This window comes from Nocardioides immobilis (genome assembly GCF_003515065.1).
In the GTDB taxonomy this organism is placed as follows: domain Bacteria; phylum Actinomycetota; class Actinomycetes; order Propionibacteriales; family Nocardioidaceae; genus Nocardioides; species Nocardioides immobilis.
On sequence record NZ_QXGH01000045.1, the window covers coordinates 25,056 to 47,648 of the forward strand.

General features: G+C 69.7%; 26 protein-coding genes and 1 tRNA gene. 13 read left to right on the forward strand and 14 right to left on the reverse strand.

The window, feature by feature from the left end:
* Positions 1 to 10 precede the first annotated feature (10 nt).
* Positions 11 to 607, forward strand: coding sequence for a hypothetical protein (locus tag D0Z08_RS29285; RefSeq protein ID WP_118928827.1), 597 nt, complete (start codon positions 11 to 13; stop codon positions 605 to 607).
* Positions 608 to 625: 18 nt separating this feature from the next.
* Here the strand turns inward: D0Z08_RS29285 and D0Z08_RS29290 are convergent, their stop codons facing one another.
* Positions 626 to 1,651: an alpha/beta hydrolase gene (locus D0Z08_RS29290; protein WP_245994631.1), complete on the reverse strand. Its 1,026-nt coding sequence runs from the start codon at positions 1,649 to 1,651 to the stop codon at positions 626 to 628.
* Between the two features lie 59 nt (positions 1,652 to 1,710).
* Here D0Z08_RS29290 and D0Z08_RS29295 point away from each other — a divergent pair, with 59 nt between their 5' ends.
* From D0Z08_RS29295 to D0Z08_RS29305, 3 genes are all read left to right on the forward strand, one after another.
* Positions 1,711 to 3,879, forward strand: coding sequence for an RNA degradosome polyphosphate kinase (locus D0Z08_RS29295; protein WP_118928829.1), 2,169 nt, complete (start codon positions 1,711 to 1,713; stop codon positions 3,877 to 3,879).
* A gap of 148 nt (positions 3,880 to 4,027) precedes the next feature.
* Positions 4,028 to 4,645: a DUF47 domain-containing protein gene (locus D0Z08_RS29300; protein WP_118928830.1), complete on the forward strand. Its 618-nt coding sequence runs from the start codon at positions 4,028 to 4,030 to the stop codon at positions 4,643 to 4,645.
* 14 nt (positions 4,646 to 4,659) lie between these two features.
* Positions 4,660 to 5,673: an inorganic phosphate transporter gene (locus D0Z08_RS29305; RefSeq protein WP_118928831.1), complete on the forward strand. Its 1,014-nt coding sequence runs from the start codon at positions 4,660 to 4,662 to the stop codon at positions 5,671 to 5,673.
* Between the two features lie 111 nt (positions 5,674 to 5,784).
* Here D0Z08_RS29305 and D0Z08_RS29310 read toward each other — a convergent pair whose 3' ends face one another.
* From D0Z08_RS29310 to D0Z08_RS29340, 7 genes are all read right to left on the reverse strand, one after another.
* Positions 5,785 to 6,768 carry a hypothetical protein gene (locus D0Z08_RS29310; RefSeq protein WP_118928832.1) on the reverse strand — a complete coding sequence of 328 codons (984 nt, stop codon included), beginning with the start codon at positions 6,766 to 6,768 and terminating at the stop codon, positions 5,785 to 5,787.
* Between the two features lie 207 nt (positions 6,769 to 6,975).
* Complete coding sequence (locus D0Z08_RS29315) at positions 6,976 to 7,749, reverse strand: winged helix-turn-helix transcriptional regulator (RefSeq protein WP_118928833.1); 774 nt, start codon at positions 7,747 to 7,749, stop codon at positions 6,976 to 6,978.
* Between the two features lie 6 nt (positions 7,750 to 7,755).
* Positions 7,756 to 8,526: a phosphate ABC transporter ATP-binding protein PstB gene (gene pstB / locus D0Z08_RS29320; protein WP_220454442.1), complete on the reverse strand. Its 771-nt coding sequence runs from the start codon at positions 8,524 to 8,526 to the stop codon at positions 7,756 to 7,758.
* A 132-nt stretch (positions 8,527 to 8,658) separates the two neighbouring features.
* Positions 8,659 to 9,582 (reverse strand): phosphate ABC transporter permease PstA, encoded by a 924-nt coding sequence (gene pstA, locus D0Z08_RS29325; protein ID WP_118928835.1) that lies wholly within the window; start codon positions 9,580 to 9,582, stop codon positions 8,659 to 8,661.
* Positions 9,582 to 10,511, reverse strand: a complete 930-nt coding sequence (gene pstC, locus D0Z08_RS29330; RefSeq protein ID WP_118928836.1) for a phosphate ABC transporter permease subunit PstC — start codon at positions 10,509 to 10,511, stop codon at positions 9,582 to 9,584. Before pstC ends, pstA begins: the two co-directional genes overlap by 1 nt.
* Before the next feature lie 19 nt (positions 10,512 to 10,530).
* A complete protein-coding gene (locus D0Z08_RS29335) occupies positions 10,531 to 11,484 on the reverse strand; it encodes a substrate-binding domain-containing protein (protein ID WP_245994632.1) in 954 nt (317 codons plus the stop codon).
* Between the two features lie 199 nt (positions 11,485 to 11,683).
* On the reverse strand, positions 11,684 to 12,568 hold the full coding sequence (locus D0Z08_RS29340) for an NUDIX hydrolase (protein WP_245994634.1): 885 nt from the start codon (positions 12,566 to 12,568) through the stop codon (positions 11,684 to 11,686).
* Between the two features lie 47 nt (positions 12,569 to 12,615).
* Here D0Z08_RS29340 and D0Z08_RS29345 point away from each other — a divergent pair, with 47 nt between their 5' ends.
* Complete coding sequence (locus D0Z08_RS29345; RefSeq protein WP_118928838.1) at positions 12,616 to 13,680, forward strand: hypothetical protein; 1,065 nt, start codon at positions 12,616 to 12,618, stop codon at positions 13,678 to 13,680.
* Positions 13,681 to 13,688: 8 nt separating this feature from the next.
* Here the strand turns inward: D0Z08_RS29345 and D0Z08_RS32450 are convergent, their stop codons facing one another.
* Complete coding sequence (locus tag D0Z08_RS32450; protein ID WP_182481572.1) at positions 13,689 to 13,850, reverse strand: hypothetical protein; 162 nt, start codon at positions 13,848 to 13,850, stop codon at positions 13,689 to 13,691.
* A gap of 224 nt (positions 13,851 to 14,074) precedes the next feature.
* Positions 14,075 to 14,278: a cold-shock protein gene (locus tag D0Z08_RS29350; protein ID WP_118928839.1), complete on the reverse strand. Its 204-nt coding sequence runs from the start codon at positions 14,276 to 14,278 to the stop codon at positions 14,075 to 14,077.
* A 302-nt stretch (positions 14,279 to 14,580) separates the two neighbouring features.
* On the opposite strand from D0Z08_RS29350, the gene D0Z08_RS29355 reads away from it, so the two are divergent.
* The 3 genes from D0Z08_RS29355 (at position 14,581) to D0Z08_RS29365 (ending at position 16,126) form a co-directional block, all read left to right on the forward strand.
* Positions 14,581 to 15,207: a DUF305 domain-containing protein gene (locus tag D0Z08_RS29355; protein WP_182481573.1), complete on the forward strand. Its 627-nt coding sequence runs from the start codon at positions 14,581 to 14,583 to the stop codon at positions 15,205 to 15,207.
* Between the two features lie 50 nt (positions 15,208 to 15,257).
* Positions 15,258 to 15,330 (forward strand) — tRNA-Lys (locus D0Z08_RS29360).
* Between the two features lie 22 nt (positions 15,331 to 15,352).
* The gene (locus D0Z08_RS29365; RefSeq protein WP_118928841.1) at positions 15,353 to 16,126 is read left to right on the forward strand and encodes an endo alpha-1,4 polygalactosaminidase; all 774 of its coding nucleotides are present in this window, start codon (positions 15,353 to 15,355) and stop codon (positions 16,124 to 16,126) included.
* Here D0Z08_RS29365 and D0Z08_RS29370 read toward each other — a convergent pair.
* Complete coding sequence (locus D0Z08_RS29370; RefSeq protein ID WP_118928842.1) at positions 16,117 to 16,515, reverse strand: Fur family transcriptional regulator; 399 nt, start codon at positions 16,513 to 16,515, stop codon at positions 16,117 to 16,119. The two genes, D0Z08_RS29365 and D0Z08_RS29370, sit on opposite strands and share 10 nt — an antisense overlap.
* A 112-nt stretch (positions 16,516 to 16,627) precedes the next feature.
* On the opposite strand from D0Z08_RS29370, the gene D0Z08_RS29375 reads away from it, so the two are divergent.
* A complete protein-coding gene (locus tag D0Z08_RS29375) occupies positions 16,628 to 17,482 on the forward strand; it encodes a hypothetical protein (protein ID WP_118928843.1) in 855 nt (284 codons plus the stop codon).
* Here the strand turns inward: D0Z08_RS29375 and D0Z08_RS29380 are convergent.
* Positions 17,427 to 17,996 (reverse strand): GNAT family N-acetyltransferase, encoded by a 570-nt coding sequence (locus D0Z08_RS29380; RefSeq protein WP_118928844.1) that lies wholly within the window; start codon positions 17,994 to 17,996, stop codon positions 17,427 to 17,429. The two genes, D0Z08_RS29375 and D0Z08_RS29380, sit on opposite strands and share 56 nt — an antisense overlap.
* A 73-nt stretch (positions 17,997 to 18,069) precedes the next feature.
* On the opposite strand from D0Z08_RS29380, the gene D0Z08_RS29385 reads away from it, so the two are divergent.
* Entirely contained in the window at positions 18,070 to 18,753 is a 684-nt protein-coding gene (locus D0Z08_RS29385; protein WP_118928845.1) for a PaaI family thioesterase, read from the forward strand.
* A 32-nt stretch (positions 18,754 to 18,785) separates the two neighbouring features.
* On the opposite strand, the gene D0Z08_RS29390 is transcribed toward D0Z08_RS29385, so the two are convergent.
* The gene (locus D0Z08_RS29390; RefSeq protein WP_118928846.1) at positions 18,786 to 20,282 is read right to left on the reverse strand and encodes an NAD(P)/FAD-dependent oxidoreductase; all 1,497 of its coding nucleotides are present in this window, start codon (positions 20,280 to 20,282) and stop codon (positions 18,786 to 18,788) included.
* Positions 20,283 to 20,487: 205 nt separating this feature from the next.
* Between D0Z08_RS29390 and D0Z08_RS29395 the strand changes: the two genes are divergently transcribed.
* From D0Z08_RS29395 to D0Z08_RS29405, 3 genes are read left to right on the forward strand one after another with little or no spacing between them, the layout of a single operon-like run.
* Entirely contained in the window at positions 20,488 to 21,468 is a 981-nt protein-coding gene (locus tag D0Z08_RS29395) for an ATP-binding protein (protein WP_118928847.1), read from the forward strand.
* Positions 21,465 to 21,857: a fluoride efflux transporter FluC gene (locus D0Z08_RS29400; RefSeq protein ID WP_220454440.1), complete on the forward strand. Its 393-nt coding sequence runs from the start codon at positions 21,465 to 21,467 to the stop codon at positions 21,855 to 21,857. Before D0Z08_RS29395 ends, D0Z08_RS29400 begins: the two co-directional genes overlap by 4 nt.
* Positions 21,854 to 22,180, forward strand: a complete 327-nt coding sequence (locus D0Z08_RS29405) for a CrcB family protein (protein WP_118928849.1) — start codon at positions 21,854 to 21,856, stop codon at positions 22,178 to 22,180. The genes D0Z08_RS29400 and D0Z08_RS29405 overlap by 4 nt, the downstream gene beginning before the upstream one ends.
* Here D0Z08_RS29405 and D0Z08_RS29410 read toward each other — a convergent pair.
* A complete protein-coding gene (locus D0Z08_RS29410; RefSeq protein WP_118928850.1) occupies positions 22,177 to 22,533 on the reverse strand; it encodes a metallopeptidase family protein in 357 nt (118 codons plus the stop codon). The two genes, D0Z08_RS29405 and D0Z08_RS29410, sit on opposite strands and share 4 nt — an antisense overlap.
* Positions 22,534 to 22,593: the final 60 nt, after the last annotated feature.

Consider the following 22,593-nt stretch of genomic DNA (forward strand, 5'->3'; position numbering starts at 1 on the left):
CGAGCCCCCGATGGAGCCGAGACAGGCAGAGCGCGACGCTCTCGAGGCCCGCTGCGCCGACGCCGAGCAGCGGGTCGCCGACCTGACCGCCGAGCTCGCCGCGGCGAACGCGCGGATCGCCGACCTCGAGGCCGCTGCCGAGTCGCCGATGTCGATCTTCGACGGTCCCGACGACGGATCGGCCGGCGCCGGTCTGGCGCGCGACGGCAGCGATCCCCGGGTGCTGTCGATGATCCTCGCCGCGACCGCGGTCGTCGCGGGAATGGTCGCGCTGCTGGCGCTGATCAACGGCAACCTGTTCACGACATTCGGGTTCGCGATGATCCTGACGACGGTCGGGCTGGCCTACGCCGCGAGCCGCACCCGGGTCATGGGCGTGGACGTCAGCATCACCCGCGGGGTCGTCTACATCAAGAAGGGCGAGTCGTCGTACCGGTTCGACGTCCGCCAGGATGGCACCCGCGTCGACATGGTCGGCCAGCCGGGCGACGCCTTCTGGCAGCTGCGGTTCCACCGCAAGGGCCTGGACGACTTCGTCGTCGACGCCGACATGGTCGAGCCCCACGAGTTCGTCCGCCAGCTGCGGGAGTACCGCCCCGGCCTCTGAGCCAGGCTGAGCTCCGGGTCAGCCGAGCGCCGTGCGCAACCGGTCGGCGACGTCGTCGACGGCAGCCCGCGAGGAGCTGCCGACCCCGACGATGTTGACGAAGCCGTGGATCAGGCCGGTGCACCGCTGGAGCTCGACGGTCACCCCGGCGTCGGCCAGCATCCGGGCGTAGGTCTCGCCCTCGTCGCGAAGGGGGTCGAACCCGGCCGTGACGACGTACGCCGGAGCCAGGTCGCTCGGGATCTCGGCGCGGACGATCGACACCCGCGGGTCCCTGCGGTCCTCCGGCCGAGGGACGTAGTAGTCGTTGGCGCGGTCCATGAACGCGGTCGTGAGGTAGAAGCCCTCGCCGAACAGTCGCAGGCTCTGGGTGTCCCGCTCGAGGTCGGTGCAGGGGTAGAGCAGCACCTGCCACGCCAGCGGTACGCCGTCGCGTGCCGCTGCCAGCGCGACCCCGGCCGCCAGGTTGCCACCGGCCGAGTCACCGCCGACCCCGATCCGCTGCGGGTCGGCACCCAGCTCGGCGGCATGGTCGACGACCCAGCGGAAGCCGGCCTCGGCGTCGTCGTGGGCCGCGGGGAACGGGTGCTCGGGCGCCAACCGGTAGGTCAGCGCCAGGACCGGCACCCCGGAGCGCTCCGCGAGCCGGCGGCACGGCGCGTCGTGGGTGTCGAGGTCGCCCTCGATCCACCCGCCGCCGTGGAAGTAGACCAGTAGCGGGCCGGGGTCCGAGGACACCGGCTCGCTCGGCAGGTAGTGGCGGGCCGGGCGACCCCCGACGACGAGTTCCCGCACCTCACCGATCGACTGCTGACCACCGACGATGGCCGCCTCCCGGACCATGTTCGACCGCATCATGGCGATCGGGACCTCCTCGTCCCTGGGGCGCGCGATCGCCTGCAGGCGCAGCATCATCTGGAGATCAGGGGCCAGGGTCTGCCCGTCGATCATCACGGGGCGACCGGCGATCAGCCGGCGTGCCCAGGACGGCGCGGACATCGCGGCTCGGAGGGCGCGCGACTCGACGGCGGTGCGGGGGCTCACGACCAGCGACAGTAGCGGCATGCCACCGTCCGTTCACCCGGTGGTGCCACACTCGGACCATGTCCCAGGAAGTCCTCCCCGACCAGGTCGACGTCGCGTCCCAGAACGGCGCGGGCGCGACCGAGGCCCCCGCCGACGCCGAGGCGCCGTCGTACGTCGCGGACCAGGCCGACCTCGACGCGATCACCGACGACAACGACCGGTTCCTCGACCGGGAGCTCTCCTGGCTCCGCTTCAACCACCGCGTCCTCGAGCTCGCGGAGGATGCCGAGCTGCCGCTGCTCGAGCGGGCACGCTTCCTGGCGATCTTCGCCAGCAACCTCGACGAGTTCTTCATGGTCCGGGTCGCCGGGCTCAAGCGCAGGATCGCGACCGGCCTCGCCGTCCGCGCGGTGTCCGGGATGATGCCGCGCGAGGTCCTCGAGACGATCTGGGAGCAGGCGAGCGCCCTCTCCCAGCGGCACGCCTCGGTCTTCCGCGACCAGGTCGCACCGGCCCTGACGGCCGAGGGCATCGAGCTGCTGCGGTGGGCCGACCTCGACCGCGACGAGCAGCGCGCGTGCAAGCGGCTGTTCAAGGACCGTGTGTTCCCGGTGCTGACGCCGCTCGCGGTCGACCCCGCGCACCCCTTCCCCTACATCTCCGGCCTGTCCCTGAACCTCGCCGTCATCGTCCAGAACCCGCGGACGAACAAGCAGCACTTCGCGCGGGTGAAGGTGCCGTCGAACTTCGACCGGTTCGTTCCCCTCGGCAACGACCGGTTCGTTCCCCTCGAGGACGTGATCGGTGCCCACCTGACGCGACTCTTCCCGGGCATGGAGGTCCTCGAGGCGCACACGTTCCGCGTCACCCGCAACGAGGACGTCGAGGTGGAGGAGGACGACGCCGAGAACCTCCTCGCCGCGTTGGAGAAGGAGCTGCTGCGTCGGAAGTTCGGCCCGCCGGTCCGGCTCGAGGTCGAGGAGTCGATCGCGCCGTCCGTCCTCGAGCTGCTCGTGTCCGAGCTCGACATCGGCATGGCGGAGGTGGTCCGCCTCCCCGGACCGCTCGACCTGCGCGGACTGCACGGCATCGCCGACCTCGGTCGCGAGGACCTGAAGTACCCCGCGTTCGTGCCGAGCACGCACCCGGTCCTCGCCGAGGTCGAGTCGGCAGCGCCCGTCGACGTGTTCAAGGCGCTGCGCCGGCACGACGTACTCCTCCATCACCCGTACGACTCGTTCGCGACGTCGGTCCAGCGGTTCATCGAGCAGGCGGCCGCCGATCCGCACGTGCTCGCCATCAAGATGACCGTCTACCGGACCTCGGGCGACTCCCCCATCATCGACGCGCTCATCGACGCCGCGGACGCGGGCAAGCAGGTCCTGGCGCTGGTCGAGATCAAGGCTCGTTTCGACGAGCAGGCGAACATCCGCTGGGCCCGCAAGCTGGAGCAGGCCGGCTGCCACGTGGTCTACGGCCTGGTCGGCCTCAAGACCCACTGCAAGCTGGCGATGGTCGTCCGCGACGAGCCCGATGGCATCCGTCGCTACACGCACATCGGCACGGGCAACTACAACGGCAAGACCGCCCGGATGTACGAGGACATCGGCCTGCTCACGACGAACGAGGTGATCGGCGACGACGTCGCCCATCTCTTCAACAACCTGAGCGGGTGGTCCCGGAAGGCCAAGTACGACGAGCTCCTGGTCGCTCCCGACTCCGTCCGATCCGGCCTCATCGAGCAGATTCACGCGGAGATCGAGCACCACCGCGCCGGCCGCCCGGCAAGGATCCGGTTCAAGGTGAACTCGCTCGTCGACGAGCAGCTCATCGACAGCCTCTACCTCGCCTCGCGGGAGGGGGTCCCGGTGGAGCTGCTGATCCGCGGGATCTGTGCGCTGCGCCCCGGCGTGCCCGGTCTCTCGGAGAACATCACCGTGCGGTCGATCCTCGGTCGCTTCCTCGAGCACAGCCGGATCTTCTGCTTCGGCAACGGCGGCGACCCGGTGACGTGGATCGGCTCAGCCGACATGATGCACCGCAACCTCGACCGCCGGGTCGAGGTGCTCGTCCGGCTCCCCACGGCCGACAGCGTGGCCGAGGTCAGTGGCCTGCTCGACGAGGCGTTCGCGCCCGGGACCGACGCCTGGGAGCTCCACGAGGACGGCGAGTGGGTCCGGCATCGCGGCGAGTCCCACCTGCAGGAGGCGCTGATCGAGGCCCAGCGGAGGCGCCGGCACGCGTGATCCGCGCCGTCGTACGGCCCGCGTCGGCGACGCCGTTCGCTGCCACCGTGCTGCAGGCCACACACCGGTTGACGGACCGCGGTTTGCGTATGGGTGAACTTCACCCCCTAGCATGAGGCCGTTCGCCTCCGTCTCAACGGGAGTACATGTGCGTCTTCGTCTGCGTCCGGTCGATACCTCCTTCTACGACCTCTTCACGAAATCGGCACAGCACCTGGTCCTCGGGGCAGAACTGCTGGCCGAGATGCTGTCCGACTCGTCGGACAAGCCCGACGTCGCCAAGCGCATGCGCGAGGCCGAGCACCTGGCCGACGAGACCACGCACGAGATCGTGCGCAAGGTCAACAGCACGTTCGTGACGCCGTTCGACCGCGAGGACATCTACTCGCTCGGTTCCGGCCTCGACGACGTCATGGACATGATGGACGAGGCTGTCGACCTGATCCTGCTCTACGAGGTGGAGACCCTCCCCGCTGAGCTGTCCGAGCAGGTCACCGTCATCCAGCGCTGCGCCGAGCTCACGGCGGACGCGATGCCGCGCCTGCAGTCGATGAAGTCGCTCGAGGACTACTGGATCGAGATCAACCGGCTCGAGAACGCCGGCGACAAGAACCACCGACGGATGCTGGCCAACCTCTTCTCCGGCGAGTACAGGACGATCGAGGTGCTCAAGCTCAAGGACGTCGAGGAGTCGCTCGAGGGCGCGATCGACGCCTTCGAGAAGGTCGCCAACATCGTCGAGCAGATCGCCGTCAAGGAAAGCTGACAAGGCCGCCCCCTGTGGACGTAACACTCGCGATCGTGATCGCGGTCGTCGTCGTCGCGCTCGTCTTCGACTACACCAACGGGTTCCACGACGCTGCGAACGCCATCGCCACGTCGGTCTCGACCCGCGCACTGACTCCGCGGGTCGCCCTCGCGCTCGCCGCGATCATGAACTTCGTCGGCGCGTTCCTCGGCCAGAAGGTCGCCCACACGGTGAGCGACACGATCTCCCCACCCCAGAACAATCACGGGCTGTTGATCGTGATGGCAGGGCTGGTGGGAGCCATCGTCTGGAACCTGATCACCTGGTACTACGGCCTCCCGTCGTCGTCGTCCCACGCCCTCATCGGCGGCCTGGTCGGCTCGGCCATCGCGGGCGGCGTGACGGTCTCGTGGAGCACGGTCCTCGAGAAGGTCGTGATCCCGATGTTCCTCTCGCCCTTCTTCGCGTTCGCGGCGGGCTTCGCCGTGATGCTCCTCGTGCTCTGGGTGTTCCGGAACGCCAGCCCGCACAAGGCCAACCGCGGGTTCCGGATCTCGCAGACGATCTCCGCCGCAGCAATGGCGCTCGGCCACGGGCTCCAGGACGCCCAGAAGACGATGGGCGTGATCTTCCTGGCCCTGGTCACGGGCGGGTACGTCGCGACCGAGGCCGACGGCGGCCAGCTGCCCATCTGGGTGATCTTCTCCGCGGCTGCCGCGATCTCGCTCGGCACCTGGGCCGGCGGATGGCGGATCATGCGGACCCTCGGACGCCGGATCATCCACCTCGACCCGCCGCAGGGCTTCGCCGCTGAGACCGTCGCCGCGTCCGTGCTCTACACGACCGCCTACGTCTACGAGGCGCCGATCTCGACCACCCACACCATCACCTCAGCCGTGATGGGCGTCGGCGCCACCAAGCGGCTGTCCGCCGTCCGCTGGGGCGTCGCCCGGACCATCCTCACCGCCTGGGTGCTCACATTCCCCGCCGCTGCCAGCGTCGCCGCCGTGACCTACTGGATCCTGCACCTCATCACCCGCCTCTGACGGGTCCGTCGGCTGGCGCGATAGTCCCTGACGTTTCTGTCGTTGCGCGAGCCGGATGACGACAGAAACGTCAGGGACTATCCCCTTCTTGGCGGGTCAGCGTTTCACCGATCAGGCAATCCGGTAGCGGAGAAGCCGATCTCGCTGGTCTGGGGTGAGCGCCCTCCTCTGCTCCACGGTTCGCGTCGAGATCCACCAGTCAGGGGGTTCGATCGTCCAGGTCCGGCGAGTACGACGACGACCGGCCCGTCGGTACGCCGCATCGAGACGAGCGAGGAAGTGGCCGGTGGTGTCGCCCGCGAGCATCGTGACGCACTCGAGGTGGTGGTCGGCGAAGTCAGCGGCACGTCGTACGTCGGTGACCCGCTGGTCGGCGCGCAGGTGGTCGGGCCCGTCGTACTCCCCCATCACGCCCGCCGCAGGGTCAAACAGATCCGGGGTCCCGATGTGGCGGCCGCTCAGGTCGAAAATCGGAACGTTCTGGAGCGGACGAGGGAAGCCGCCTTCCAGCTCCCACACCTGCTTGAGGAAGACCTCGGCCGGAGACCAGGCATTCTCGCCGGCGAGCTTCAGTCCTAGGCGAGCGTTCGGTACGCCGGTCCACCCCGACTGCTCTCCCAGCATCGCCGCTAGCTCGGCGACCGAAGCCAGATCGTTGTAGGCCGCCATCTCCAGGGCGAGCGCAGCACGACGGGGTGTTTCGGCGTAGCGCATCGCAAACGAGGTCGACCACACCGGGTTCGTCACCCGGACGCCGTCGACGACGATGATGTTCTCGGGGCGCGTCCCTTCACCACACGGCTTGATGCCCGCTTGCGGGCGGATGTCGTGGGTGCTGATCATGATCGGGACCGGCAGCTTGTCGCCGGACGCGGTCGTGCCGTCGAACCATCGGCCGCGCTGCCACCGCAGCGCCGCCCAGCCTGTGATCGCTCCCTGGGGAGGTACGACGACCGACGCCTCCAGGATCCGCTGGTCGACGTTCTCGCCGTCGACGTCCGCCGGGACGTAGAACCCTTGACTGGTCCGACGCCAGTTCGGTCCGCGTGCCTGCCCCGGCGTCGGGCCAGACACCCCGAGGGGGTCGACGCGCACGGGCAAACACCAAGCCCTCGCGCGGTGTCGACCGATCCACCGTGCCAGCGTGCATCGGCCCGATCCATGACGGAACCCGCGATCGGGGTTGTCCACAGGCTCGCAACGCCGCATAGTCCCTGACGTTTCCGTCGCTGGAAGGCCGGATCGACAACCGAAACGTCAGGGACTACCCCGCTTTGGGCCCGTCAGCGCGAACTGGGCTGACTACACCGAGAGCGAGTAGCCGCGGCCGCGGATCCGTCGTACGTCGGCGGCGTCGCCGAGGCGGTGGCGCAGCCGGGTCACGTGCATGGCGATGGTGTTGCCGCTGGGGCGGACACCCTCGGAGCCCCAGAGCGCCTCGCGGAGCTCGTTGTCGGTGACGACCCCGGGCGCTCGCAGCATGAGGGCGCGGAGGAGCTCGAACTCCTTGAGCGGCAGATCGGCGATCCGCTGGCCGTCGATGAGCACCCGGTACGCCGCCGCGTCGAGCTCGATCGGCCCTACCACCAGCCGGGCGTGCTCCTCGAGCGACCGCGGCGAGTGGCTGAGCAGCTCCCACAGGTGGGCCGCGGAGTAGGGCCGTTCGACCACGGCGCTCGCACCGGCCAGCATGAGCACACCGACCTCCGCGGCGTACTTGCGCTCCAGAGCCGCGACGACGTACGGCGAACCGTGCCTGCGGATCGCAGTGACGAACTCGGCCGCGGGCACCCCCGGTGCCTGCGGCGACACGACCACGGCATGGGGATCGAGCCTGCCGAACTCGACCAGCCCGTCGACCGTGGACGACACCCAGGTGACGTGGATCCCGCGGCCGGCCATGCCGTCGGCGAGGCCGGCCTCGTCCCGGCCCGGATCGACGACCAGCAGTTGTGCACCCGCCGTCTCAGCCCACCGGTGCAAGTAGGTGCGGACAGTCGCCTCCCGCGACGAGACCGGCGGGACCCCGTCGAGTGCGGTGCGAGAGGATTGGCGACGCCCGGAACGTGCGCCCATCCCCGGTCAGCCGAAGCGACCCGAGATGTAGTCCTCGGTGCGCTTGTCCTCAGGGTTGGAGAACAGCCGCTTGGTCAGGTCGAACTCCACGAGCAGGCCGGTGCGGTTGCCCGTGGTCTCGTCCGGCTTCGCGGTGAAGAACGCCGTCCGGTCCGACACCCGCGCCGCCTGCTGCATGTTGTGGGTCACGACGATGATCGTGTAGTCCTTGCGCAGCTGCATCATCAGGTCCTCGACCTTCGACGTCGCGATCGGGTCGAGCGCCGAGCAGGGCTCGTCCATCAGGATCACGTCGGGCTTGGTCGCGATGGTGCGGGCGATGCAGAGACGCTGCTGCTGTCCGCCGGAGAGGCCGAACGCGGACTGCTTCAGCTTGTCCTTGACCTCGTCCCACAGGGCCGCATCGCGCAGGGCACCTTCCACCAGGTCGTCCATGCTGTCGACCTTCATCCCGATGACCCGCGGGCCGTAGGCGATGTTGTCGTAGATCGACTTGGGGAACGGGTTGGGCTTCTGGAACACCATGCCGATGTGCTGGCGGACCGCGATCGGGTCGATGCCCTTCGCGTAGATGTTCTGCCCGTGGTAGTTGATCGCACCCTCGACCCGGGCGCCGGGGATCAGGTCGTTCATGCGGTTGAGGCAGCGGAGCACGGTCGACTTGCCACAGCCCGACGGGCCGATCATTGCCGTGATCTCGTTCTTGCCGAACTGGAGGTTCACGTCGTGAACGGCATGGAAGTCCCCGTAGAACACGTTGAGGTGGTACGTGTCCATGACCGCCTCGGCTGGAACCTCGCCGATGACGCTGTGCTTGGCCTCTTCGTCGATCGAGAGCGAGATGCCGAGCGGCTCGTCGGGGCTCGTCGTGGCCGTCGCGGGTTGAGTGGACATTGTCAGGGTGCTCCCTTACCAGGATCGCGTGAACTTGTTGCGGATCAGGATGGCGATGGCGTTCATGCCGAGGATCATCACGAGCAGCAGGATGATCGCCGCCGAGGCGGCGGTTGCAAGCTCCGGGCGAGACTGGTTCGCCAGGTTGTAGATCTGGTTCGGCAGCGAGGTCGCGCTGTCCGACAGGCCGGCGATACCGGGCTCGGGCACGGACAGCACACTGACGCCGAGGCCGACGATGATCAGCGGCGCCGCCTCACCGATCGCCCTGGACAGGCCGAGAATCGTGCCGGTCGCGATGCCGGGCACTGCCGACGGCAGCACCTGGCGCCACGTCGTCTGCCAGGTCGTGGCCCCGAGGCCGTACGACGCCTGGCGGATGTCCTGGGGTACGGCGCGGATCGCCTCGCGGGTCGTGATGATGATGACCGGAAGGATCAGGAGCGCCAGCGCAACGGCACCACCGATCAGCACGCCCTTCTCGTCGAACCCGACGATCGCCACGACGGCGACCGCGAGCAGCCCGTAGACGATCGAAGGCACTGCGGCCAGGTTCTGCAGGTTGATCTCGATCACCCGGTTCCACCACCGGTTGGTGTCGGCGAACTCCTCGAGGTACGTCGCCGCCATGACGCCGAGCGGGATCGCCAGGATCGCCGTGCACACCATCAGCCAGATCGAGCCGAAGATCCCGGCCTTGAAGCCGGTCGTCTCCGGGAAGATGATCGAGGCGTAGTTCGTGACCAGCTCCTTGTCGAACCGACCGGATCCCTTGATCGCGGTGTCGACGATGAGCGCGACCAGCACGATCACCCCGAAGAACAGCGAGAGCCAGAGAGCCCCGAGGAAGAGGATCGACCGAAGGTCGCGGTCCTTGCTCCTGCCGCTCGCCAGCGTGCTGGTGACGACCTGGGCCGCGACTGCGGATGCTGCGCTCATCAGTAGGCCTGCCTGAATCGACGGACGACGATCATGCTGAGGATGTTGAGGATCAGGGTCATGACGAAGAGGGTCCCGGCGACCGCGAACGCCATGTTGTACGGCGTGGAACCGACCGGGTTCTCACCGCCGAAGGTCTGTGCGATGTAGCCCGTCATCGCCTGGTGCCCGGTGAGGACGTCGGCGTCGAACTTCTTCTGAGCCCCCGCGGCGAGCGCGACGATCATCGTCTCGCCGACGGCCCGGGACATCCCGAGCACGACCGCGGCGGCGATGCCGGACAGCGCGGCCGGAAAGACCACCCGCAGCGTCGTCTGCATCCGGTTGGCGCCCATCGCGAGCGAACCCTGACGCATCGACATCGGCACGGCGCTGAGCGCATCCTCCGCCAACGACGCGATGGTCGGCAGCACCATCACCCCCAGCACGAGACCCGCCGCGAGCGAGTTCGTGAAGTTCACCTCGAGCCCGATGATGTCCTGGAGCAGCGTCGGGGTGACGAACTGGAGGGCGAAGAAGCCGTAGACGACCGACGGGACGCCGGCGAGCAGCTCGACCGTCGGCTTGAGCCACCTTCGTGCCCGCGCCGAGGCGTACTCGGACAGGTACATGGCGGCGCCCAGCCCGAGCGGCACCGCGAGCAGGAGCGCGATGACCGTCACGAGAAGGGTGCCCATGACCAGCGGCAGGACGGCGTAGGTGCCCTCGGTGGCGAAGAAGTCGCCGACAGGGACCTCGCCGAAGAAGTCGATGATCGGCTGGATCAGCGTGACGATGATGCCGACCGTGATCGCGACAGAGACGATCGCCGACGTGAGCAGCACTGCCTTGATGGCCGCCTCGCCTGGGCGCACCTTGTGGCTCAGGTCGATGGCAGCCCGCAGGCCCGTCCCATGGGACGGGCCTGCGGGTGTGGTTGCCTCACTCATGAGATGAACTCGTCAGACCTCAGAGGTTCGGGTTGACGACGACAGTGAGCGCGTCGGTCGCGACCTGGAGCTCGACGAACTCGACGCCCTTGTCCTCGCACGCCGCGATCTCGTCCTCCTCGATCGGACGCGAGGCGTCGGAGATGTCGGTGTCGCCGGCGCAGAACAGCTCGAACCCGCCACCGGTGCCGGCCTCGCCGACCGTGACCTTGACGTCCGAGTTCTCCTGGTTGAGGAGCTCCTGAGCGGCGACGCTCATCGGGTAGACCGTCGACGAGCCGTCGACCTTGACGTCACCGGACGCACCGGTAGCACCCGAGCCGCCGAGGCCCTCGAGCGCCGACTGGGTCTCGCCGTAGAGCTCTTCGCTCAGCGGGATGTACTGAGCGGCCTCGGCGATCGCCGCCAGGTTCTCGATGTAGAAGTCGACGTACTCCTGGACGGCCTTGTTGTCGGTGTACGACGCCTTGTTCACGTAGATGAACAGCGGGCGCGACAGCGGGGCGTAGGAACCGTCCTGCGCGGTCTCGGCCGACGGGGCGACGCAGCCGTCGCCGTTGTCGATCTCGAGGGCCGCGAGGCGGCTCTTGTTCTGCTCGTAGTAGGTGTAGCCGAAGTAGCCGGTGGCACCTTCGGTGTTCGCGACGCCCTCGACCAGGACGTTGTCGTCCTCGGAGGCCTCGTAGTCGTCCCGGGTCGCGGGCTCCTCGGCCTCGGGGTCGGCGACGGTCTCGGCCATGTAGTCATAGGTGCCCGAGTCGGTGCCGGGGCCGAACAGCTTGATCTCCTGGTCCGGGAACGAGTCGTCGAGCTGGTTCCAGTTGGTGATCTCGGAACCCGGAGCCCACAGGTCGTGGAGCTGCTCGACGGTCAGACAGGTGATCGACGCCTCGGCGGCCTCGCCGTCGGCGTCCGCGTCGGAGCCGCACGCTGCGAGGCTGCCGGCGAGCGCCAGGGCGGTGAGCGTTGCCATCGCGCCGCGTCGGAAGTTGTTGGGGTTCAAGAGTGTTGCCTCTCGGGACATGAGGGGGCACCCAAGTTCCTGCACCCCCGTGTGTTGTCGGACGTCAGCGACGCTAGGGACGCCGGGTAACGCAAGCTTCGGACGCGTCTGAACGCACGGTGAACAGGGGAGAAAGCATCGTGGGGCGCCCGCGACCCACGTCACACGCTCAGACCCCGTGGCGCTCCACCGCGACGACGGCGCCCTTGCGCACGTGCACCACCAGCATCTCGGCGGTCTCGAGCTCCTCGCCCCGCTGCCCCTTGCGCAGGCCGAGGGCGTCGTACACCACCGGCAGCACGGGTCGGTGTGTGCAGATCACGCCACCCTGGCCGCCCTCGAGCAGGTCGTCGACGATCTTCTGGATGCCCTTGGCGGTGGCCAGCTCCTCGCTGAGCCGGCGCCGGGTCTCGACCTCCCAGCCGGTCGTCTCGGAGTACGGCACAACCGTCTGCAGGCACCGGACGCTGGGCGAGGAGATCACCCGCGTCACGTCGTACGCCGCAAGCAGGGGTACGAGACGGTCCGCCTCCACGGCGCCCGTCTTGAGGAGGGGCCGCAGCCGGTCGTCCTCCCGCCAGGTCTTCCGCGACCGCGCTCGTCCGTGCCGGAGTACGACGATCGCGTGGGTGCGGCGGCGTACCTTCAGTGCCTCGGCGAGGGTCTGCCGGTCGTAGGCGTAGGTGAGCATCCCCTCGGCCTTGTCGATGCGGACCCAGGCGACCTGGTCGATCTCGTGGTTGGGCCGGTAGAGGCTCACGTCGTCGTCGCCGACCACTCGCCCGGTCCAGTAGTCGACCGCCTTCATCCGGCGACCCGTCGGATAGCGCTGCGGCGTCAGCGGTGGCCCGAGCCGCACGTGCAGGCCGGTCTCCTCGGCGACCTCACGGACCGCTGCCGCGGTCGGGTGCTCCCAGCGCTCGAGCTTGCCCTTCGGGAACGACCAGTCGTCGTACTTGGGGCGGTGCACGAGCAGCACCTCCCGGCCCGGCCGGAACGTCACCACCCCGGCCGCGCGGATGTCCGGGGGCGACGCGAGCAAGCTCCTGGTCACGGCGTTAGTGTCACACCTGACCGGCCCCGAGAGGAGACACCGCTTCCATGTTGAAACCGCGCCGCCGCCTGATCGCTGTCGGCGTGGTGCTCCTGCTGGTCGCGGCCGGTGCCCTTGCCTGGGTGCTCACCTCGCGCGGCGACGACGAGGAGCCCGGGCGGTTGGCGACGGCGTTGGGGCTGGCACCCGAGGCGAGCGCCCGGATCGGGTGGACGGACTGGTCAGGTGTCCGCGACGAGCTCGACGCCGATCTCTCGGCAAGCTCGCAGGCCGCGGACGTCCAGGCGTTCCTCGACGAGGGATTCTCGGCGGACCTCACCTCGACCTCCGCCCTGGTCGCGTCGGCGCAGGTCCTCCAGGAGCAGTACGGCTTCTCCCCCGCCACCGTCGACTGGGAGCTCTTCGCGCAGAGCACGGAGGGCGCCGTTCTCATCCTCGGCCTGCCGGAGTCGCTGGACCTCGACCAGCTCGAGGACACGATCGAGGAGGTCGGCTACCAGCGGCCCAGCGACGACGACGGCGTCTGGCTCGGCGGCCACGACCTGCTGGGGCAGCTCGGCACGGTGACCCAGGAGCTCGCCTTCATCACACTCGACCGGGATCGCCGGGTGCTGGTGGCCAGCGACCAGAGCAAGTCCGTCGAGTCCTGGCGCGACGACCAACGGGGCGTCGACCTCGACGACAGCGTCGCCGGCGTCACGAACGAGATGGAGGGTGCCCTGTCGACGGCGGTCTACGACGGCGACTACGTGTGCACCGCGCTGGCCATGACCGAGGCCGCCGACTCCGACCGGGTCCGCGCTGCCGAGCTGATCGACGCCGCCGGCGCGATCAGCCCGCTCCACGCGTACGCCATCGCGACCGTGCCGGGTGGCGACGTCCGCGTCGCCATGGCGTTCGAGTCCGAGGATCAGGCGCGGACCAACGCCGACACCCGTGCGGTTCTCGCGTCCGGTCCGGCCCCCGGCCAGGGCGGCTCGTTCCCCGACCGGTTCGACCTCGGCGAGGTGACCGCGGAGGGGAAGGTCGTGACGATGGAGCTCGAGCCGGTCCCCGGTAACTACGTCATGTCCGACATGGCGACCGGGCCGGTCCTCTTCGCGACCTGCTGATCGGCCGCTCAGGCCACGTCGTCGTCGGGGACGACGCCGAGGATCCGGTCGATCTCCTCGGCCGGAAGCGGGCCGTCCGAGGCGGTGGCGGCGATGATCAGGTTGGTGGTCAGCTCGACCTCCCTGAGCAGGTCGGAGTCCTCGAGCGCCACGTCGAACGGGTCCGCCACGACTACTTCCGCCTCCCGAGTGTGGACGACTGGTCGTCCCCCACTCCTTCGTGTCCGGGGCACACCGGTGCCATCCGGTTCATACTGCCCAACTCAACACGCTCGAAACCTGAAGTTCCAGAAAAATTTGACGAGGCCCTGCCGATTGCCGGCAGGGCCTCGCCCGAAGACTGATGTCTCCCGAGATGCCCGGGGCCCACAGGCCCCGGGACAGTTGTTGCGAATCAGAGAGCGCGAACGTTCTCCGCCTGGGGACCCTTCGGGCCCTGGGTGACGTCGAACTCGACCTTCTGGTTGTCCTCGAGGGACTTGTAGCCGGAGGTCTGGATCGCCGAGTAGTGAACGAAGACGTCGTCGCCGCCGCCCTCCTGCTCGATGAAACCGAAGCCCTTCTCTGCGCTGAACCACTTCACGGTGCCCTGAGCCATTGTGCTCGTTACTCCTATTGTCGGGGCGAGAGCCGCCACTTCGGCGACCCGCAGCAGATGCGATGACACGTCGCTCCGACCCGTGATTGGTGCACCACAAACCAGATATGCCGTCGGCCACAGACTCCGCAGGCGTCAAACCTTTGAGGAACTTGCATCCGCTGCACGAGTGACACTATCAAGCCTGTCCCGCGCTGGAACCCCTGAGGATGCAGGCATCTCGAGGAACAGCGTGAAGGTTGCGCTACACCGGCATGACGCGGCGGGAAACCGCGCGCCGGCCCACGCCTAGACTCCGTTGGATGTCCGCACGCACCACCCTTGCCCCAGTCGCGACCGCCGTACTCCTCCTGGTCGCGCTCACCGGCTGCTCCGACGACAGCGAGCCGGATCCGAAGCCGGCCGTCCACACGGCCGCCAACGGCGACGTCTACAACGACGCCGACGCGTCGTTCGCCTCGGATCTGGTCCAGCACCACGCCCTGTCGCTGACCCTGGTCGACCTGACCCGGGGAAGGAACGTGTCGCCCGGGCTCACCGCGATCGCCGACGAGATCCTGGCGGCCCAGGGGCCGGAGATCCAGTCCCTGACCACGTGGCTGACCGACTGGGACCAGCCGGCTCCCGAGACCATCCGGGACCACGCGAACGCGCACGCCGATGAACGGGGCGAGGTCGTGGAGGTCCCCGGCGACGACCTCCCCGGGATGCCGGACCACGCCGAGCTCGAGGCGCTCGAGGAGCTGGACGGGCCGGAGTTCGAGCAGCGCTGGCTCGAGCTCATGGTCGCCCACCACGAGGGCGCGATCGAGATCGCCGAGGAGGAGAGCGACGCGGGCCGCTTCTCCCCCGCCCTCGACCTCGCCCGGGCGGTCGTGACCACCCAGCAGGACCAGGTCGAGCAGATGAAGTCGCTGCTCGGTGACTGACCCGGCCTGCGATACTTCACTCCGGTCACGGGGTGCGCCCGCGCGACCACGGGCCGCTAGCTCAATTGGCAGAGCTGAGGACTTTTAATCCTTAGGTTGTGGGTTCGAGTCCCACGCGGCCTACCGACCGACCTACGCTTCCGAGATGCGTAGGTTCCTGGCGATCGCCGCGGCCCTCCTGACTGCGATGACGGTCACCGGCCCGGCCGTCGCCGTGCCAGGTCCGCTGTTCGACCCGAGCTCCGACGTCGACTACCAGCTCGGCGGCACGCGGGACCGCCTGCCGGACCGGGTCGGGATCGTCGTACGCGACCGGAAGGCCGAGCCGCTCGGCGGCCGGTACAACGTCTGCTACGTCAACGGCTTCCAGACGCAGCCCGACGACCGGAGGTTCTGGCGGCGCCACCACTGGCGGCTCGTGCTCAAGGACGACGGCCGAGCCGTGGTGGACGAGGTGTGGGGCGAGTGGCTCCTCGACACCCGCACCCGCGCCAAGCGCCGGGCGCTCGCCCGCATCGTCGGGCGGTGGACGGAGCGGTGCGCGGCGGACGGGTTCGACGCCGTCGAGTTCGACAACCTCGACTCGTTCACCCGCAGCCACCGGCTGATCAAGCGCCGTCAGGCGCTCGCCTACGCCCGGCTGCTCGTCCGCCGCGGTCACGCCGCGGGGCTGCCCGTCGGGCAGAAGAACCTCGCGGAGTGGGACGGGACGACGATCGGGTTCGACTTCGCCGTCGCGGAGGAGTGCGGCCAGTGGCGCGAGTGCCGGCGCTACGCGGCGTCGTACGGCGACCAGGTGCTGGCCATCGAGTACCGCCGGCGCGCGTTCCGCCGCACCTGCGCGGCGTACGGCGACCGGTGGCCGGTCGTGCGTCGCGATCTCGCCCTCACGCCGGGCGGCGTGCACCGCTACTGCTGACGGCAGTCCGCGCAGATGCCGAACAGCTCGAGGCTGTGGCTGACCTCGGCGAAGTCGTGGTCGCGGGCGACCGCCTCGGCCCAGGACTCGACCGCCGGGCCGGTCACCTCGACCGTCCGGCCACACGACCGGCAGACCAGGTGATGATGGTGGTGGGTGCTGCAACGGCGGTAGGCCGACTCCCCGCCGCTCCCCTGGAGCACGTCGACCTCGCCTGCGTCGGCCATCGCCTGCAGCGTGCGGTAGACGGTGGCCAGGCCGACCTTCTCGCCCGCCTGCCGCAGTGAGTCGTGGATGTCCTGGGCGCTCTGGAAGTCGGACGCGCCCGCCAGCGCCTCGGTGATCGCGCGCCGCTGACGCGTCGGTCGCAGCGTCGAGGACTCGGACATCTCCCACCTCCGATTGAGAGTCAGTCTCAATCTACCGCCGGACCGGCGCGAACCGGTCACGCGGCCGCCCGAACAGGCGTACATTCACGCCGGGAGGAAGGGAGGCCTCGTCATGGGGGAGCTTGACGAGATGGATTTCGGCGCGGACACCGACGCCATCCGGAAGTGGCTGGAGAAGCGCGCGACGTACGCCGACGAGGTCGGCGACCCCGTCCGGGGTGGCAAGCACCGGGTCGACCCGCCAGGGACGGTCGATCCACGGCGCCTGAGCGTGCCCAACACGCGCGATGCCGGGCAGGACGTGCTCGACGCGCTCGTGGCGCCCGAGCCGCCGGTCGCCGCGAAGTGGCCGACCCCCTACCAGCCCGCCGTCAAGGAGCCGGTCGACCCGGCTGCGGACGGGGCGACCGCGCCGGCCGACAAGGGGTTCCCCACGCCCCCGCCGCGGACCGGGACGACGCCGGGCACGCGCTCGCCGTACGCCTCGACGCCGGAGCGCGAGGGCGAGCTGACCGCGTCCGGCTCGACGAACGCCGTCTTCAAGCCGCGGTCCGGCTACCTGTACGCGATCACGGCAGTGCTGATCGTCGTCGCCCTGCTGACGGTCGCGGCCGGCTACCGGCTCTCCCAGGAGCGCACGACGGTCAATTACGGCCTGGTCGCGCTCCTGGCGCTGCTGACCCTCGTGGTGTTCGGCGTCCGCGCCAGCACCAGCGTGACGGAACTCGCCGTGATCCGCGGCCAGCTGGAGATGATCCGCAACGGCAGGTTCGAGGTCATCGACCTGGCCAGCCCCTACACGCCGGTGCTGGTCGAGGGCCGGCCGGGACAACGCAGCTGGCGGGTGCTGATCGAACGGCACGACCAGCCGCTCCTCGTGCTCGATCGCAGCATCGTCGACCCCGAGGAGTTCACCGCCGTGCTGCACCGGCTCCGCCCGGACCTGCGGCCGCAACCGGCACCGTGATCCAGTAGCGCCGCTTGTCCTTGCGGACGTCCTCGAAGACGCCGCCGCCCGCCTCGATCGTGCGCGCCGACGCCGCGTTGTCGGTGTCGCACGTGACAAGCACGCGTTCGATGCCGAGCTCGCCCGCTCGTCGTACGCCGAGAGCCAGCGCGCGCGTCGCGTGGCCCTGCCGGCGGCGCGCGGGCCGCACGGAGTAGCCGATGTGGCCACCCTCCTCGAGCAGCCAGTCGTTGAGGTCGTGCCGGAGGTTGAGGAAGCCGATGACCTCGTCGCCCGGACCACCGTCACCCGCCGTGATCCAGAAGTACGTCGACGCGACCCGGCCGATCTCCGGGTCGCCCGCGACCCGCTCGGCCAGCACGTCGACGAGCTCCCGGCACGAGGCCTCGGTCGGCTCGATCGGGTGGTCGAGGTTCCAGGAGCCGGACCCGTGCATAACGCCGTCGCCGAAGTCCGTCACGGTCGCGGCCCAGCTGGGGAACCACCGGAGGTCGGGCAGCACGAGCGCGGCCATGGTCCTATTCGACCAACGAGTGACGCTCGTCGCATCACGTTTTCTACGCGAGAACTTGTTCTACTGTGATCGCATGAGCCGGTTCCAGGCAGAGACCGCCACCGACGACGAGATCGCGCGGGAGGCGGCCCTCTACGCGCCGTTCACCAACGCGGTCCGCGAGCTGGTCGACGTCACCATCCGCACCGAGGTCGACGAGGACGAGATCCGCGCTGCCCAGGCCGCGGTCGAGGCGATCGTCGAGCGACTTCGGAAGAAGCAGATCGACGGGGCGTACGGCGTGCGGTTCCGCGCCGACGGCAGCCGCGCCCGCAACTGGGGCAATGCCGTGATGGGCCTGCGCAACCCGATCGCTCCCCCGCTGGAGGTCAAGAGCGACGGCGACGGCCGGGCGTGGAGCGACTTCAGGCTCGGCGCGGCGTACGAGGGCCCTCCGGGCCTCACCCACGGCGGGGTGATCGCACTGATCCTCGACCAGGTGCTCGGCCACGCGGTCAGCACCAGTGGCCGGCCCGGCATGACCGGCACGCTGACCATCGTCTACCGCCAGGGCACGCCGCTGGGCGACCTGCGCTGCGAGGCCTGGGTAGACCGGCGCGACGGCATCAAGACGTGGGGCAAGGGGCGGATGCTGACGGCCGACGGCGAGGTGACGGCGGAGGCCGAGGGCGTCTTCATCCTGCCGAAGTGGGCCCGCAACCTCGACCGGTTCCGCGCGGCCGCCGAGGCGACCGAGTCCGGGTTCGAGCTCGAGTAGTCCTCGAGCCGGTCAGACCCGGTCAGACCCGGTCAGACCCGGACGCCGCGAGCCTGCTCGTCGGTGAGCCGGACCTCCTCGAGCGCCTGGCGCTCGAGCTCCTCGCGGCGACGGCGCTCGGCCTCGGCGTCGTACTCCCCCGGCTGCGAGACCAGGTCGGCCGCGCCGCGGCCGAGGCGCTGCAGCGCGACGCGCGCGAAGATCTGCTGCTCGGTCGACGTCCGCTCGGAGCGCCCGCGGCCGAGGAACGAGATCAGCCAGTGCAGGACGGCGGTCAGCCGGTTCTTGAAGCCGGTGATGTAGAAGAGGTGCACCGCCAGCCACATCAGCCAGGCGAGGAAGCCGGTCAACCGCAGCTTGCCCACGAGGGCGACCGCGCGGAAGCGGCTGACGATGGCCATCGAGCCCTTGTCGAAGTACTTGAACGGCCGCTGAGGAGCCTTGCCGTTGAGCCGGCCGTCGATCTCCTTGGCGGCGTACTTGGCGCCCTGGATCGCGACCTGGGCGACGCCGGGGAGGTTGTCGAGCGCGATCATGTCGCCGACGACGAACACCTCGGGATAGCCGGGCAGGGTCAGGTCCGGGTTGACCGCGATCCGGCCCGAGCGGTCGAGCGGTGCACCGGTCTGGTCCGAGAGGGTGCGGCCGAGCGCGCTCGCCTGGACGCCGGCGGCCCACACCTTGGTGACCGCGGCGATGCGCTCCTCGCTGCCGTCCTTGTACTTCACGACGAGACCCCGCTCGTCCACGGCCGAGACGAGCGCTCCAAGCATCACCTCGACCCCGAGGTCCTCGAGCTTCTTCTTGGTCCAGGCGCCGAGCTTGGCCCCGAACGGCGGCAGCACCTGCGGGGCGGCGTCGACCAGGATCACCCGGGCCTGGTGGGTCTTGATCGCGCGGAAGTCGCGGGTCAGGGTCCGGTGCGCGAGCTCGGCGATCTGGCCGGCCATCTCGACACCGGTCGGGCCCGCGCCGACGACCACGAAGGTCAGCAGGTGGTCGACGTTCTCGCCGCGGGCGGCGCCGAGCTCGGCCATCTCGAACGCGCCGAAGATCCGGCCGCGCAGCTCCAGCGCGTCGTCGATGCTCTTCATGCCGGGAGCGAACTCCGCGAAGTGGTCGTTGCCGAAGTAGGACTGGCCGGCACCGGCAGCGACGATGAGCGAGTCGTACGGCGTCGTCAGCTCGCGTCCGAGCACCTGCGAGGTGACGGTCCTGCTCGCGAGATCGATCGCCGTGACCTCGCCGAGCAGCACCTGGGCGTTCTTCTGCCGGGCCAGCACCTCGCGGGTCGGGGGCGCGATCTCGCCCTCGGAGAGGATGCCCGTCGCGACCTGGTACAGCAGTGGCTGGAACAGGTGGTGGGTCGTCCTCGCGATCATGGTCACGTCGACGTCGGCGTTCTTGAGGGCCTTGGTGCCGAACAGGCCCCCGAAGCCGGACCCGATCACGACCACCTGGTGCCGGTCCGAGCGCGGGACCAGCGCCCGCTCCGGCGTCGACGTGTCGGTCGCTGTCCCCTCTGTCATGGGTCCCATTCTCCCGTGACGGACCGGTCGCTCCCAAAAGCCCGACCCCACCCCGCGCCTGTCTGCTCGATCACAGGCCGGCGTGCCAGAATCTGGGTCGAAATTGAATGTTTGACCTCGCAAGACCGGGGTACTTGACCCTGGATTCCTGGCTCGGCAGGCCCACCGACCCACCCCATCGCAAGGCACATGGAAGGGGTTCCCTTTGCCGCACCGGCAGGTCCTGACCCTGACCTCCGGTCCACGGAGCGTGCAAGAGGCGCGCCGGTGGGCCGTACGGACCTGTGAGGCCATCGCACGTGACGACCTCGCCGAGTGCGCGGAGCTCGGCGTCTCCGAGCTGGTGACCAACGCCCTCCTCCACGCCGACCCTCCGGTCCGGCTCCAGCTGCGGGGCACCCCCGAGCACCCCCGGATCGAGGTGTCCGACGCGTCCGTCGTGCCGCCGCAGCCCGGCTCGCGTGCCGGCGGCATCGACCTCGACGCGTTCGACCTCGACGCGTTCGACTCCGGGGCGGCCGACGACTTCGACGTCACCGAGCTCAGCGGCTTCGGGCGCGGCCTCGACATCGTCGCCCGAGCGTCCGCGGCCTGGGGCGCGGTCATCGAGGACGACGGCAAGACGGTGTGGTTCGAGCCCGCTGCCGGTTTCACCGACGACGCGGGCCCGGACTTCCAGCTGATGGCGCCGCCGGACACCGGTGAGGCGCGCACCCGGATGGGCGAGGTCGCGATCCAGATCAAGGGGGTGCCGGTGCACGCGTTCTCGCGCTTCCAGCGGCACTACCGCGACCTCCGGCGCGAGATCCGGCTCCTCGCGCTCGCGCACGAGGACGACTACCCGCTGGCGAAGGTCCTGTCCGAGCACTTCAACGCGCTCGAGATGCCGCTGCGGTCCGGGATGGGCCGGGAGCAGGTGGACGACGCGCTCGAGGCCGGCGAGGAGACGATCGACCTGCGGCTGCGGATGCCCCCGCTGGTGGCCCGCCAGATCGGTGAGCTGATCGACCTGCTCGACGCCGCCGACGACTTCAGCCGCGCCGAGCGGCTGCTCACCGCGCCGCGCACCCCCGAGCAGCGGTCCTTCCAGATCTGGTTCCTCAGCGAGTTCCGCCGCCAGGCCGCGGGCGCCGCACCGCAGCCGTGGTCCGGCAGCACGGACCCGCGTCCTACGATCCGTTCGTGATCCCTGCGCCGCGACTCCTGTTCGCGGTGGCGGCCGGCGGGGTGGTGGGCGCCGTACTCCGGCACGGGGCGGGCGAGCTCGCGCCCGACGGCCCTGGCTTCCCGTGGACCACCTTCGCGATCAACGTCGTCGGCTGCGCGCTCCTCGCCGGTCTCGAGCTGCTCCCGATCGCCCGGCGGTCCGCCACCTGGGCGGCCGCGCTCGGCCCGGGCGTCCTCGGCGGCTTCACCACGTTCTCGGCGACGAGCGAGCAGGGCAGGTCGCTGCTCGCCGCCGGGGACACCGCGCTCGCAGGCTGCTACCTGCTGGGGACGCTGGCTGTCTGCCTGCTCGTCGTCACGGTCGTCGGGCGCTACGCGCCGCCGCTGCCCGAGGAGGACGAGCTGTGACGGTCCTCTGGGTGGCGCTCGGCGCGGCGTTCGGCGTACCCCTGCGGTTCACGCTCGGCAAGCTCTTCGACGGGCGGTTCCACACCGGCACCCTGGCGGCCAACACCGGCGCCTCCCTGCTGCTCGGGCTGTGCGTCGGCTGGTCCGTCGACGGGGCGGCGTTCGCCCTGGTCGCCACCGGCTTCTGCGGCGGGCTGTCGACGTACTCCTCCTTCGCCGTCCAGACACGGGACCTCGGCGCCCGCGCCGGTACGGCGTACGCCGCCCTCACGCTCGTCCTGGGCCTGGCCGCCGCCGCGCTCGGCTTCTGGCTGGCGGCCTAGGCGTAGCCGAGATCGTGCAGGCGGTCGTCGTCGATCCCGAAGTGGTGGGCGATCTCGTGCACCACGGTGATCCGGATCTCCTCGACGAGCTCGGCCTCGTCCTCGCACATGTCGAGCAGCGGGCCCCGGAAGAGGAAGATCCGGTCGGGCAGCTCGGGGAGGAACGACTGGTCGCGCTCGGTGAGCGCCACCCCGTCGTAGAGGCCGAGCAGGTCGTCGGGCTCGTCCTCGGGCGGTTCCTCCTCGACCAGGACGACCACGTTGCGCACCAGCACGGCGATCTCGTCGGGAATCGCGTCCAGCGCGTTCTCGACCAGCGCCTCGAAGTCCTCCGGGCTCATCTCCACGGGCATTCAGCACGCCTCCTCGCCCCCGATCCTGGCAGGTGACGCGCCAGACTCCGAGCCACGCCC